This window comes from Streptomyces sp. SGAir0957, from assembly GCF_043523415.1.
On sequence record NZ_CP027293.1, the window covers coordinates 1,097,765 to 1,110,393 of the forward strand.

General features: G+C 74.3%; 11 protein-coding genes. 6 read left to right on the forward strand and 5 right to left on the reverse strand.

Going from position 1 to position 12,629, the window contains the following annotated elements; translation table 11 throughout:
* Positions 1-172: 172 nt before the first annotated feature.
* On the forward strand, positions 173-1,984 hold the full coding sequence (locus tag C1N81_RS10230; RefSeq protein ID WP_394428449.1) for a coagulation factor 5/8 type domain-containing protein: 1,812 nt from the start codon (positions 173-175) through the stop codon (positions 1,982-1,984).
* On the opposite strand, the gene C1N81_RS10235 is transcribed toward C1N81_RS10230, so the two are convergent.
* Both C1N81_RS10235 and C1N81_RS10240 read right to left on the reverse strand, forming a co-directional pair.
* Positions 1,973-2,236: a DUF5133 domain-containing protein gene (locus tag C1N81_RS10235; protein WP_394428450.1), complete on the reverse strand. Its 264-nt coding sequence runs from the start codon at positions 2,234-2,236 to the stop codon at positions 1,973-1,975. The genes C1N81_RS10230 and C1N81_RS10235 overlap by 12 nt on opposite strands.
* Positions 2,237-2,421: 185 nt before the next feature.
* Positions 2,422-3,138: a PP2C family protein-serine/threonine phosphatase gene (locus C1N81_RS10240; RefSeq protein ID WP_394428451.1), complete on the reverse strand. Its 717-nt coding sequence runs from the start codon at positions 3,136-3,138 to the stop codon at positions 2,422-2,424.
* 323 nt (positions 3,139-3,461) lie between these two features.
* Here C1N81_RS10240 and C1N81_RS10245 point away from each other — a divergent pair, with 323 nt between their 5' ends.
* Together C1N81_RS10245 and C1N81_RS10250 are read left to right on the forward strand one after the other, a co-directional pair.
* On the forward strand, positions 3,462-5,843 hold the full coding sequence (locus C1N81_RS10245; RefSeq protein ID WP_394428452.1) for an ATP-binding protein: 2,382 nt from the start codon (positions 3,462-3,464) through the stop codon (positions 5,841-5,843).
* A 77-nt stretch (positions 5,844-5,920) separates the two neighbouring features.
* The gene (locus C1N81_RS10250; RefSeq protein WP_394428453.1) at positions 5,921-7,651 is read left to right on the forward strand and encodes a sensor histidine kinase; all 1,731 of its coding nucleotides are present in this window, start codon (positions 5,921-5,923) and stop codon (positions 7,649-7,651) included.
* 20 nt (positions 7,652-7,671) lie between these two features.
* Here C1N81_RS10250 and C1N81_RS10255 read toward each other — a convergent pair whose 3' ends face one another.
* On the reverse strand, positions 7,672-8,376 hold the full coding sequence (locus C1N81_RS10255; RefSeq protein ID WP_394428454.1) for a response regulator: 705 nt from the start codon (positions 8,374-8,376) through the stop codon (positions 7,672-7,674).
* Between the two features lie 107 nt (positions 8,377-8,483).
* Positions 8,484-8,951: a Crp/Fnr family transcriptional regulator gene (locus C1N81_RS10260; protein WP_394428455.1), complete on the reverse strand. Its 468-nt coding sequence runs from the start codon at positions 8,949-8,951 to the stop codon at positions 8,484-8,486.
* Positions 8,952-9,218: 267 nt separating this feature from the next.
* Here C1N81_RS10260 and C1N81_RS10265 point away from each other — a divergent pair, with 267 nt between their 5' ends.
* Both C1N81_RS10265 and C1N81_RS10270 read left to right on the forward strand, forming a co-directional pair.
* On the forward strand, positions 9,219-10,055 hold the full coding sequence (locus C1N81_RS10265) for an alpha/beta fold hydrolase (protein ID WP_394428456.1): 837 nt from the start codon (positions 9,219-9,221) through the stop codon (positions 10,053-10,055).
* A 10-nt stretch (positions 10,056-10,065) separates the two neighbouring features.
* Positions 10,066-10,914: a helix-turn-helix domain-containing protein gene (locus tag C1N81_RS10270; RefSeq protein WP_394428457.1), complete on the forward strand. Its 849-nt coding sequence runs from the start codon at positions 10,066-10,068 to the stop codon at positions 10,912-10,914.
* On the opposite strand, the gene C1N81_RS10275 is transcribed toward C1N81_RS10270, so the two are convergent.
* Positions 10,911-11,501 (reverse strand): Rv1733c family protein, encoded by a 591-nt coding sequence (locus C1N81_RS10275; RefSeq protein ID WP_394428458.1) that lies wholly within the window; start codon positions 11,499-11,501, stop codon positions 10,911-10,913. The genes C1N81_RS10270 and C1N81_RS10275 overlap by 4 nt on opposite strands.
* A 246-nt stretch (positions 11,502-11,747) precedes the next feature.
* Here C1N81_RS10275 and C1N81_RS10280 point away from each other — a divergent pair, with 246 nt between their 5' ends.
* Entirely contained in the window at positions 11,748-12,614 is an 867-nt protein-coding gene (locus C1N81_RS10280) for a universal stress protein (protein WP_394428459.1), read from the forward strand.
* The last annotated feature ends 15 nt before the right edge of the window (positions 12,615-12,629 follow it).

Here is a 12,629-nt window from a genome sequence, read left to right on the forward strand (position 1 = left end):
GAGCGGACGCATTCCGTCACTTCCTGAAACGCCAACTGCCCGTTGTGCGCGCTATGTTGCGTGTGCACCCCGCGATCTCTCCGAACTTCGGTCACAACTCTTGACGCCCGCGTCTCACACCTGAAACATGCCTGGCCAGGAGAGCGCTCCCACACCCCCACTCGTTCACTTCATGAACCAGGAGAGCCGCGTGTCCGACCTCCCCCCACGCCACGCACGCACCACCCGCCCCACCCGCCGCACGGTCCTCGGCGCGGCGGCCGCCGTCGCCGCGACGGTGCCCGTGCTCGGGACCGCCGTCGCCTCCGCGAAGGAGTCGGCGCCCCGCAAGGCGGCCGCCGCCGGCGGCGGCGATCTCGGCCCCAACGTGATCGTCTTCGACCCCTCGACCCCCGGCATCCAGTCCAAGCTCGACGAGATCTTCAAGCAGCAGGAGTCCGCCCAGTTCGGCGCGGGCCGCTACGCGCTGCTGTTCAAGCCGGGCACCTACAACGGGCTCAACGCGCAGCTCGGCTTCTACACCTCGATAGCGGGCCTCGGCCTCTCCCCCGACGACACGACCATCAACGGCGACGTGACGGTCGACGCGGGCTGGTTCAACGGCAACGCCACGCAGAACTTCTGGCGCAGCGCGGAGAACCTCGCGCTCGTCCCGGTCAACGGCACCAACCGGTGGGCGGTCGCGCAAGCCGCGCCGTTCCGCCGGATGCACGTACGGGGCGGGCTCAACCTGGCGCCCGACGGCTACGGCTGGGCCAGCGGCGGCTACATCGCCGACAGCCGGATCGACGGCAAGGTCGCCCCGTACTCGCAGCAGCAGTGGTACACCCGTGACTCGTCCGTCGGCGGCTGGGAGAACGCCGTCTGGAACATGGTGTTCTCCGGCGTCGAGGGCGCGCCCGCGCAGAGCTTCCCCGACCCGCCCTACACCACGCTCGACACGACGCCGGTCTCCCGCGAGAAGCCGTTCCTCTACCTCGATGGCGCGGACTACAAGGTGTTCGTGCCCGAGAAGCGGACGGGCGCGCGCGGCGTGAGCTGGGGCAACGGCACCCCGCGCGGCACCTCGGTACCGCTCGACCAGTTCTACGTGGCGAAGCCCGGCGACAGCGCGGCCACGATCAACGCGGCGCTCTCCGACGGCCTGCACCTGCTCCTGACCCCCGGCGTCTACCACGTGGACGCCCCGATCCAGGTGGACCACGCGGGCACGGTCGTCCTCGGCCTCGGCTACGCCACGCTCATCCCGGACGGCGGGGCCACCGCGGTCAAGGTCGCCGACGTGGATGGGGTGCGGCTCGCCGGGTTCCTGATCGACGCGGGCACGACCAACTCCGAGACGTTGCTCGAAGTCGGCCCGCAGGGCGCGTCCGCGGACCACTCGGCGGACCCGATCACCGTGCAGGACGTGTTCGTGCGGATCGGCGGCGCGGGCGCGGGCAAGGCGACCACCAGCATGGTGATCAACGCGCGGCACACGATCGTCGACCACACCTGGGTGTGGCGCGCCGACCACGGCGAGGGCGTCGGCTGGGAGACCAACCGCGCCGACTACGGCGTCGTCGTCAACGGCGCCGACGTGCTCGCCACCGGCCTGTTCGTCGAGCACTTCAACAAGTACGACGTGCAGTGGAACGGCGAGCGCGGACGCACGATCTTCTACCAGAACGAGAAGGCGTACGACGCCCCGAACCAGGCCGCGATCCAGAACGGCTCGGTCAAGGGCTTCGCCGCCTACAAGGTCGCCGACAACGTGACCACGCACGAGGGCTGGGGGCTCGGCTCCTACTGCAACTACACGTCGGACTCGACGATCCAGCAGGGGCACGGCTTCGCCGCGCCGAACACCTCAGGCGTGAAGTTCCACGGCCTGCTCGTGGTCTCGCTCGGCGGCAAGGGCCAGTACGACCACGTCATCAACGACATCGGGTCCGCCACGTCCGGCGATTCCACGGTGCCGTCGACGGTGGTGTCATACCCCTGACATCCGCTCCTCCGTACGGGGGCGGGCCGCGCCGATGAGCGACTCGTCGTGGACCCGGGCGCCGGGCAGCCGGTGCCGGGCCGCGACGAGCGCGGTGTCGATGTCGCGGGTGCCGGTGGCCACGCAGAGCGTGTACGAGATGTCGTCGAGGCGGCGGCGCGCCTCGGGGCCGCCCTCCCCGGCGTCGAGCGCGCTGAGCGTCTCGTACTCACGGACGAGATCGGCCAGCAGAGCGGGGTGGGCCAGCAGCATCGTCGGGGCTCCTTGTCGTCGCGGACGCCGCGGATGTCACGGGGTCGCCTGGCCCGTGTGCCCTGCCGATTCGGCCGCAAACAGCCGAAATGATCGCACCGGCAGGACGGTTCGGAACGGTCGGCAGGCGGCGGTGCACCACGTGCGACGGCGCCCCGGCCGCCCTCGGGACCTTCGCACACGCCCTAGGACGGCGCGGCGGTGACCGGTTCCACCGCGAGGAGTGAGGCGTCGTCCTGGAGCCGGCCCCCGGCATGGTGGAGCAGGTCGGCGGCGAGCGCCGCCGTGAACGCGGCGAGCGGGACCCGGCCCAGCTCGGCGGCGCGTTCGGCGAGGGGGTAGAAGGCGCCCGCGGCGTCGCGGGCCTCGGAGACACCGTCCGTGTGCAGCAGCATCCGGTCCCACGCCGTGTGGGGCACGGGCTGGGCCGCGCACCAGCCGTGCGCGAGGTCGAGCAGCCCGAGCGGGGGCGCGGGCGCGGGCACCGCGGCCGGAACGGCACCGCCGCCGCGCAGCAGCAAGGGCGGCGGGTGGCCGCAGCAGACCAGTTCGGCCGAGCCGTCAGGAGCTACGGAGACGAGGGTGGCGGTGACGAACCGGTCGGGTTCGTCGGAGTGGGCGACCAGGGCGTGCAGCCGGACCGCGAGGACCTCCAACGACCGCTGCCTGTGCGCGAGTTCGCGCCAGACGGTGAGCACGGAGTCGGCGGTGCGGGACAGTTCGGGGCCCTTGCCCATGACATCCCCGATGAGCAGCCGGGTGCCGAACGGAGTGGCGACGGCGCCGTACACATCGCCGCCCACGCCCCCGGGGCCGGCGCCCGTGGTGACCCGGCACGCGCTCACACTCAGGGTGCCGACCGTCTCCGGGATCGGGCTTGTCGTACGCGGACGGGTGGTCATGAGTGCCTTCCTGGGCGGCCACGGCAGCGGTTGGGGCCGCGGTGATCACGAGGGGTGCCGGGAAGTGTAGTCAGCCGGGTGCCGTGTGTGACGTCTTCCCCGGAAGTGCGTACAGCATGTGCCTGCGGCATCCGGAATGTGCCTGCGGCATGTGGCCCGTGGCGCGGACCCGACCGCGGGAGAGCAGTGTCCCACCTCCGCCGCTCTCGTGCGGGGTGATCCGGTGAAGCCGTCGGATGCGGGGCGGAACGCCTCTACCGTGGCGGGACAAGACGCGTCGTCCCGTTCCGGCGCCGATCGCACCGCACGAAGTGAGACCGCACATGAACCGCAGCCCGGGCCGGAGCACGTGGGGCGAACTGCCCGCGGAGACCACCAGTTTCGTCGGACGGCGACGCGAACTGGCGCGGCTGGGCGACGTTCTCGGGCGGGCCCGCCTGGTGACGGTGACGGGGCCCGGCGGGGTCGGCAAGACCCGGACCGCGGTGCGCGCCGCGTACGAACTGCGCCCCACCTTCCCCTCCGGGGTGCAGCTGGTGGAGCTGTCCGCGCTGAGCGACCCCGCGCTGCTCGCGAACACCGTCGCCGCGGCGCTGGACCTGCCCGAGCAGACGGCCCGCCCGCCGATCGAGGTGATCGCGGAGTATCTGGCGGAGCGGGAGCTGCTGTTGCTGCTCGACACGTGTGAGCACCTGGTCGACGCGTGTGCGCTGCTCTGCGACGAACTCCTGCGCGCCGCACCGGGGTTGCGCGTTCTGGCGACCAGCAGGCAGCCGCTCGACGTGGCCGGCGAGCACGTCCTCGCCCTCGGGCCGCTGAGCGTGCCCGAGGCGGACGCCGCGGGTCCCGGGCGGGCGAGCGAGGCCCTCGACCTGTTCGCGGACCGGGCGTCGGCGGCCGTGCCCGGCTTCACCGTCGACGAGGGCAACCGGGCCGACGCGCTGGCCCTGTGCCGCCGCCTCGACGGCATCCCCCTCGCCATCGAGCTGGCGGTGTCCCGGCTGCGGGCGCTCTCCCTCGGCGAGGTGCTCGCCCGGCTCGACGACCGCTTCCGCCTCCTGACGGGCGGGCGGCGCACCTCGGTACCGCGCCACCAGACGCTGCGGACCGCGATCGGCTGGAGCCACGACCTGTCGACCGCGCCGGAGCGGCTGCTGTGGGCCCGCGTCTCCGTGTTCGCGGGCGAGTTCAGCCTCCAGGCGGCGGAGGCGGTGTGCGCCGACCCGGTCGAGCGCGCGGGCCCCGTGCCCGGCGTCGCGCTGCCCGTGGAGGAGGTGCTGATCGCGCTCATCGGCCTGGTCGAGAAGTCCGTCGTGATCCGCGTGGAGACGCCCGAGGGCACCCGCTACCGCCTCCTCGACACGATCCGCGAATTCGGCGCCGAGCGGCTGTCGGCCCTCGGCGGGGAGGAAACGGTCCGGCGACGCCACCTCGCCTACTTCGCGGAGGCGGCCCGCTCCTTCGACGAGGAGTGGACGGGCGACGCGCAGGTCCCGCTGCTCCGGGCCCTGGCGCGCGACCGGGCCGACGTCCGGGCCGCCCTGGAGCACTGCGTGTCCTCGCCCCGGCTGCACGGGCAGGGGCTGCGGATGGCGACGGCCCTGTGGGGCTACTGGCACACCACGGGCCTGCTGACCGAGGGCCGTTACTGGCTGCGCCGCACCCTGGACGGATGCCGCGACGAGACGCCCGTACGCGTCAAGGCGCTCTGGCTGAGCAGCTGGTACATGGACCTCCAGGGCGAACGAGGCGGCAACGAGGAGCTGCTGAAGGAGGCCGAGGCGATCGCCGAGCGCATCGACGACCAGGCCGGCGCGGCGTGGACGCTCTCGTTCCAGGCGCACCGCCGCTACTTCTCCGGCCTCATGGACGGCTGCGTCGAGGACTTCGGCGAGGCGCGCGAGCGCATGGCCGCGCTCGGCGACGACACCGGCCTGATGATGATCGGCTTCTACGGCGGCTTCATGCTCGTCCTCTCCGGCGACCACGAGCGGGGCATCGCCTGGTGTGACGACTCGCTCGCGCGCAGCGCCGCGCACCCCGGCGAGCAGTGGGCGCGCGGCTGGGCGCTGTGGGTCAAGAGCGTCGGCCTGTGGCTGCGCGGCGACCACGAGGAGGCCGTCGCCTGCTCGCGGGAGGGACTGCGCAGCAAGGCGGTGCTGCACGACCTGATGGGCATCGCGCACTGCCTGGAGGGGCTCGCCTGGTACGCGGCGCGGGTGCGCCGCTTCGACCGGGTCGCCGCGCTCCAGGGCGCGGCGGACGCGTTGTGGCGGCGGTCGGCGAAGGAGGCGCGGTTCGGCATCCCGGTGCTGCACGAACTGCACGCGGAGGCGGCCGCGCAGGCCCGCTCCGCGCTGGGCGACGAGGGCTGCCGCGACGCCTTCGCCGAGGGCGGTCTGCTGCCGCTGGACGCGGTGGTGGAGCTGGCGCTCACCGTCGGGCCGGGGGCCGCCACGGCCGCGGGCTCCCCGGCCTGCGGCCCCGCCGACGCGCTCACGCCCCGGGAGCGGCAGGTGTCCGCCCTCGTCGGTGACGGCCTGACGAACCGGGAGGTCGCCGCCGAGCTGGCGGTCTCGAAACGGACCGTCGATTCCCATGTGGAGCACATCCTCACCAAGCTCGGTTTCACCTCCCGTGCCCAGATCGCGGCGCTGCGCGCGCCCGGGGCGCCGGACGCCGTCATTCCGCCGTCCCAGGTGTGACGAACCAGGTCATGGCGGAGGCCGCAGCCGCTACGGTGAGACCAAGGGACATGCACCCGAGGTCCCGCGGAGGCCGGATGGGCGACGAAGCTGCACGGGGGCCCGGGCCGCTGCCGAGGCTGCGGCTCGACGAACTGCTCGAAGAACTCCAGGTCCGCATCGATGCCGTGCGCGGCACCCGCGACCGCCTCCAGGGCCTCCTGGAAGCGGTCCTGTCGGTCGGCCAGGAGCTGAACCTCTCGCAGGTGCTGCGGCGCATCGTCGAGGCGGCGGTGGTGCTCGTCGACGCGGAGTACGGCGCCCTCGGCGTGATCGGCGAGGACCGGCTCAAGCTGTCGCAGTTCCTGCCGGTCGGCATCGACGCGGAGTTGCAGGCCAGGATCGGCGACCTGCCCTCCGGGCACGGCCTGCTCGGCGAACTGATCCGCCACCCCGAGCCGCTGCGCCTGCCCGAGCTGGCCGACCACCCGGCGTCCTCGGGGTTCCCGCCGCACCATCCGCCGATGCACACCTTCGTCGGCGTCCCCATCCGGGTCCGCGACGACGTGTTCGGCAATTTGTACCTCACGCAGAAGCGCGGCGGCATGGACTTCGACGACGAGGACGTGGCGGTGCTGCAGACCCTCGGCGCCGCCGCGGGCGTCGCGATCGAGAACGCCCGCCTGTACGAGGAGGTGCAACTGCGCGAGCGCTGGCTGTCGTTGAGCGCCGAGTTCACCGGGAGCCTGCTGTCGGGCGCGGCGGAGATACCGGTCCTGCGGCTCATGGTGGAGCGGGCGCGCGAGATCGCGGCCGCCGACCTCGGCATGGTGGCGCTCGTCATCCCCGGCACCGAGAACCTGCACGAGACGCTCGCCCTCGGCGAGCACTCCGAGCCGCACCACGACGTGACGGTGCCCCGCAAGGGCACCTTCGCGGGCGCCGCCCTCGCCGCCGGCGAACTGGTCACCTCGGACGACGTGCGCAAGGACCCGCGGATCACCTACCAGCCGGGCCGCTGGGACGGGCTCGGCCCCGCCGTCGCCGTCCCGATCGGCACGCCCGAGACGGTGCGCGGGGTCCTGACGCTCGCCCGCCGGGCGGAGCGGCAGCGCTTCTCGGCCGCCGAACTCGTGCCGCTGGTCGGCTTCGCCGGGCAGGCCGCGCTCGCCCTGGAGCTGGCGGAGCGCCGCCGCGACGCGGAGCAGATGAGCCTCCTGGAGGACCGTGACCGGATCGCCCGGGACCTGCACGACCTGGCGATCCAGCGGCTGTTCGCGACCGGGATGACGCTGCAGAGCGCGCAGCGGTTCGTGCAGCACCCGGAGGCCGCCGAGCGCCTGATGCGGGCGGTGGACGATCTCGACACCACCATCAAGATCATCCGTTCCACCATCTTCGGCCTGCGCGAACAGGAGACCCCGCCGTCGGGGACCGGTCTGCGGATCCGGACGGTGCGGGCCGTCGAGGACGCGGCGCGGGTCCTCGGCTTCACCCCGGCCCTGCGCATGGAGGGCCTGATCGACGTGGACGTGCCCACGGCCATCGCCGACGACGCGGTGGCGGTGCTCGGCGAGGCGCTGACGAACGTGGCACGGCACGCGCGCGCCTCCAAGGCGGAGGTGGCGCTCCTCGTCCGCGGCCGGGCCCTCACCCTGATCGTGGAGGACGACGGCGTCGGCGTCCCGGACGTGGCGGACGAGCACCGCAGCGGCCTGGCCAACATGGCGGCGCGCGCCCGTGGCCGAGGCGGCACGCTGACCCTCGCCCGGCCGGAGGGCAACGGCACCCGTCTGGAGTGGTACGTGCCGCTGCGCAAGGAAGGCTGACCGCCAAGGCCTGCCGGGTGTCACTGCGGGCGCGGGGGCAGCCTGCTGGCCATCACCGCCGCCTGGATGCGCCGCTCCACGCCGAGTTTGGCGAGGAGCCGCGAGATGTTGTTCTTCACGGTCTTCTCGGACAGGAAGAGGCGCAGGCCGATCTGCCGGTTGGTGAGCCCCTCCCCCACGAGCGCGAGGATGTCCCGCTCCCGCTCGGTGAGATCGGCGATCCGGTGGTCCGCCGAGGCGTCCACGCCGCCCTGCCCCGCGTCGTAGGACTCGGGTCCGCGCAGGCTGCGCATCAGCCGGGCCGTCGTCGCCGGGTCGAGCATGGACTGCCCGGAGGCGACGGTCCGTACGGCGGAGACCAGATCGGAGCCCTTGATCTGCTTCAGCACATACCCGGCCGCGCCCGCCATGATGGCGTCGAGCAGCGCGTCGTCGTCGTCGAACGAGGTCAGCATCAGACAGCTCAACCCGGGCAGCAGGCCGCGCAGTTCACGGCAGACGGTGATGCCGTCCCCGTCCGGGAGGCGGACGTCGAGCACGGCGACGTCCGGGCGGAGCGCGGGCCCCCTGACGAGGGCCTGTGCGGCGGTGGCGGCCTCCCCGACGACCTCCATGTCGGGTTCGGCGCCGAGCAGGTCCCGCAGCCCGCGGCGGACCACCTCGTGGTCGTCGAGGAGCAGGATCCGGATGGGACGGTCCGCGGAGAAACCGGATGGCTCGGGCATGGATCCCCCTCGGCTGTGGTGTCCCTAGATCCTGAAGGCCGACCGGGGTGATCCGCCAGGGCCGAACGGCCCCGAACGACTCCGGACGGCCCTGCCGCCGGGGACCGTCAGGCGGCGTCGTACCCGTAGGGGATCTCGGGAACGTAGAGGTCGAGGAGGCGGGAGCGGGTGACGCTGAGGCGGTGGGCGAGGACCTGGCCGACCCACTGGGCGACGAACGAGCCCAGCCCCGGGTCGGAGGCGCACATCAGACGCACGGTGAACGCGTCGAACTCGTCGGCGCGCACCGGGGTCTCGGCCTGCGCCCCGAGCTGCCACACGTAGGGCGGGAACAGCCAGGACCAGCCGATCAGCTCGCCGCGGCCGAGCGACTCGATGACCGGGGCCCGCCGGCCCGGCACCCGCACGTCCAGGGCGACGCTGCCGCTGCGCAGGATCCAGAAGCGGTCCGCGCGTGCGCCCTCGTCGAAGAGCCTGGCGTTCTGCGGGAAGGTGACCTCACGGGCGATGCGCATCAGCCGGCCGCGGTGTTCCTCGGGCAGGGTCTGGCTCATGCGCGGGGCCATGGTGGTCATGAGCTGCCTCCTTCCGGGGGCGCGCCACGACGGCCGGGAACACTTCCCTCCGGTAACCGCCCGCCCGGGCCGCGTGGGTCGGCGTCCTGCCCGGGCGGCGGTCGTCGCACTGGCCGGACCGCCGTCGTGCGATACCTCGACGATCGCCGCCCGCGCCCCCCTTCGGCGAGGGGCCGAACGGCCCCGGCCAGGGGGCCTGTCGGATCGGACGGCAGGCCCGACATTCGTACAAGACGGGGCGGTACGGACCTGCGCACCATCGGGCGCATGACGGTCCACGAGAAGGAACACGGCGGCGAAGTCCGGCACGGGATGCACGTCGTACGGGACGGCTCACCCGGGGCGCCGCCCCTGCTGCTCATCCACGGTTCGGGCGCCGCGGGCGCCTGCTGGGACCCGATGGTCCCGGCGCTCGCCCGACGCCACCACGTCGTCCGGGTCGACCTGCCGGGGTGCGGGCACTCCCCGCCCGCGCGGTCCTACGCGGTGCCCGCCCAGGCGGGCCGGGTGGCGGCGCTCCTCGACACGCTCGGGCTGCGCGGTGTCCCCGTGGCCGGCCACTCCAGCGGCGGGTACGTCGCCACGGCGCTGGCCGAACTCCGCCCCGACCTGGTGCGTTCGCTCACGTTGATCAGTACGGGGCCGGGCATGGCGGCCCTCTCCCCACAGCCGCCGCTCCTGCGGCTCCTGCTCGGGCCGCCGCTCGGGCGGCTGCTCTGGGCGCTGCGGTCGGACGGGTGGATCCGGGGCGGGATCAGGGCGACGACGGCGGCCCCGGTGGACGTGCCGGAGGACCTGGTCGCCGGGGTGCGCGGGATAGCGTACGGCGCCTTCCGCGCGGTGCTGCGGGAGAACACCGCGTACATCGTCGAGCGGACCGTGCCCGAGCGGCTCGCCGCGCTCGCGGGCCGTGTGCCGGTCCTGGTCGTCTTCGGCGCGGCCGATCCGCGCTGGGACCCGGGATCGGCGCGCCAGTACGCGGCGGTGCCCGGGGCGCGGATCGAGATGCTGCCCGGGGTCGGTCACATCCCGCTGCTCGAAGCGCCCGGGGCGACCGGCGAACTGTTGCTCGCGTTCGCGGCGTCGGGCGCCGACGCGTCCTAGGCTGGACCGTATGCCGGTGACAGGAAGCGCGCCGCCCGACTGGGGGTCCGTGACCATCGCGGTGCCGCGCCCGGCCCAGCGGCTGCCCGGGGTCAGCATGGCCGGGTTCCGGCAGCGGGTGCCCGCGCCGCTGGACATCGCGATGGTCGCGCACCCGTCGGTCACCCTCCTCCTCGACCTGAGCGACGGGGACGGCATCGTCTACGACGCCCGGGGGCACCGGGAGCGCGGCAGCGCCGTCATCGGGCTCCTGCCGGGCGAACTGCGGGCGGCCGGCCGGGTCGGCGCCTGCCTCCAGATCCGCCTGGAGCCGGCCGTGGCGGCGGCGGTGCTCGGCGCGCCGGGCGAGCTGAGCGGCGCGATCGTGCCGCTCGCCGACGTGTGGGGCCGTGCGGCGGAGCGGGCCGAGGAGCGGCTGCGCGCCGCGGCGTCCTGGGACGAACGGTTCGCGGTCGCCGGGGAGTTGCTCCGGCCGCCGCAGGCCCGGCGCCGGGTCGACCCCGAGGTCGCCCACTGCTGGCGCCGCCTGCTCCGCACCCGGGGCCGGGTCCGGGTCGACGGCCTCGCGGACGAGGTCGGCTGGGACCGCAAACGCCTGACGGCACGTTTCGGCGCGCAGCTCGGCATCGCCCCCAAACGCGCCGCCCGTCTCGTCCGCTTCGACCGCGCCGCCCACCTCCTCGCGGCGGGCCGTGCCCCGGCCGCGGTCGCGGCGGACAGCGGCTACGTGGACCAGTCCCATCTGCACCGCGAGGTACGGGACTTCACGGGCCTCACCCCGGCGGGGGTGGCGTCGGCCCCGTGGCTCCAGGTCGACGACGTGGCGTGGCCCGACACGGCGGAGCCCGAGAGAGTCTAGGCGTGCCGCCGCCCCCAGACCGGCTCCACCCGGCTCCACTCCCGTTCCCACGCGGCCAGGCGGCGGCGGTCGAGGGCCGCGCGCAGCACGAGGCGGGTGACGAGGGCGAGGCCCGCGGTGGCCGCGGCGACCAGGAAGCCCGCGGCGAGGGTGTGCGACCAGACGTCGTCGCCGCCCCAGGGCGCCGCGGTGACCGCACCGCGCCGGTCCAGCCAGACCGTCGTGGCGTCGCCGCGTTCGAGCCCGGCCGTGACAGGGGCGACGGCGGTGACCGTACGGCCCTCCGCGTCGGTCCAGCGGACCGCGACCGGGTAGGTGACCGTCGTCTGGACGCCCGTGGCGGCGGGGACGTAGTCCGGGGCGTCCTCGATCAGCCGGGCCCGCTGCGGCTGCCGGGACTGCTGCTGCGCACGGGCATGGTCCAGGGCGTCCTCGTGGGCCGCCCAGCCGCCGGCCGCGCCCGCGGCGGGCGCCACCAGGACGGCGAACACCGCGAGGAGCAGCGCCGCCCAGGCCTCGAACACGTCCGACCTGCGGCGCAGCGGGTTGTCCCGCGCTGCCCGACGACTCGGCCTGCGCATGCTCATGGCGGCCTCCTCGCTCCACGCTCGCGCGCGCCCCCGGGCGCGGGACAGGGGCCGAACGACCCCGGATCCAGGGCCGGTCCGCCTCTCCCGGGGCGGACGACGGGGGTGGCAGGGTCCGGAACGCGCCCGGCGCACGCGCCTTGCCGTGCATCCGGTTCCCGGAACGGGCACGCGTGACCGCTCTCTTGCGTGGAACCCGCGACGGAGCCCGGAATTCCATGCCCGCTGCCTTCGGGAGGTTCCGTCATGGTCCATATGCGTGTCCTGACCGTCGGGACGGACGGTTCACGCGAGAGTCTGGACGCCGCCGACTGGGCGGCCCGCGAGGCCCTGCGACGCGGCCTGCCGCTGCGGCTGCTGCACGCCGACAGCGGTGACCGCCTCGCGCCGCCACCCCCGGACGTGGACCTGCCGGGGCGCGGCGTGCTCGACCGGATGGCGCTCCAACTGGGCTACCAGCATCCGGCGTTGGAGATCGTGGCGCGCCGCCGTCCCGCGCCGCCGGTCACCGCGCTGCTCGAGGCGGTCACCGAATCCGAGACGCTCGTCCTCGGCTCGCGCGGCTTCACCGGGTACCCCGGGTTCCTCGTCGGCCCGGTGGCGCTTGCCGTGACGGCGCGCGCGGACCGGCCGGTCGTCCTCGTACGGGCGGGCGGGCTCCCGCGGGACGAGCGGGCGCCGGACGGGGACGGGTACCTGCCGGTGGTCGTCGGCCTGGACGTGACGCGGCCCGCGGACGAGGTGCTGTCCTACGCGTTCGAGGCGGCGGCCCTGCGCGGCACGGAGCTGCACGCGCTGCACGCCTGGACGCTGCCGCCGCTCGGCGCCGGGACGCCGGGCACGGCGGCGCAGCCGGGTGACGCGGCGCGCCAGGAGTCGCTGCGCCGTGCCGCGCTGGCGAGCGCGCTGAAGGTGTGGCAGGCGAAGTATCCGGAGGTGCCCGTGGTGCGGCGCCTCCTCTACGGGCAGCCGGGCCACCATCTCCTGAAGGCGTCGACCGGGGCGAGCCTGACGGTGATCGGGCGCGACGCGGACGCGGCCGAACTGGGCCGCACGGCACACTCGGTGGTGCACCATGTGACCAGTCCGGTGGCCGTGGTCCCGCACACGTGAGGCGCGGACGCCCGG

Bases quoted from the DNA above. Each gene is read 5' to 3' on its own strand.
- C1N81_RS10245 (WP_394428452.1), top strand. From the start codon at position 3,462: ATGAACCGCAGCCCGGGCCGGAGCACGTGGGGCGAACTGCCCGCGGAG.
- C1N81_RS10275 (WP_394428458.1), bottom strand. From the start codon at position 11,501: ATGAGCATGCGCAGGCCGAGTCGTCGGGCAGCGCGGGACAACCCGCTG.
- C1N81_RS10250 (WP_394428453.1), top strand. From the start codon at position 5,921: ATGGGCGACGAAGCTGCACGGGGGCCCGGGCCGCTGCCGAGGCTGCGG.
- C1N81_RS10230 (WP_394428449.1), top strand. From the start codon at position 173: ATGAACCAGGAGAGCCGCGTGTCCGACCTCCCCCCACGCCACGCACGC.
- C1N81_RS10265 (WP_394428456.1), top strand. From the start codon at position 9,219: ATGACGGTCCACGAGAAGGAACACGGCGGCGAAGTCCGGCACGGGATG.
- C1N81_RS10270 (WP_394428457.1), top strand. From the start codon at position 10,066: ATGCCGGTGACAGGAAGCGCGCCGCCCGACTGGGGGTCCGTGACCATC.
- C1N81_RS10280 (WP_394428459.1), top strand. From the start codon at position 11,748: ATGGTCCATATGCGTGTCCTGACCGTCGGGACGGACGGTTCACGCGAG.
- C1N81_RS10255 (WP_394428454.1), bottom strand. From the start codon at position 8,376: ATGCCCGAGCCATCCGGTTTCTCCGCGGACCGTCCCATCCGGATCCTG.
- C1N81_RS10260 (WP_394428455.1), bottom strand. From the start codon at position 8,951: ATGACCACCATGGCCCCGCGCATGAGCCAGACCCTGCCCGAGGAACAC.
- C1N81_RS10235 (WP_394428450.1), bottom strand. From the start codon at position 2,236: ATGCTGCTGGCCCACCCCGCTCTGCTGGCCGATCTCGTCCGTGAGTAC.
- C1N81_RS10240 (WP_394428451.1), bottom strand. From the start codon at position 3,138: ATGACCACCCGTCCGCGTACGACAAGCCCGATCCCGGAGACGGTCGGC.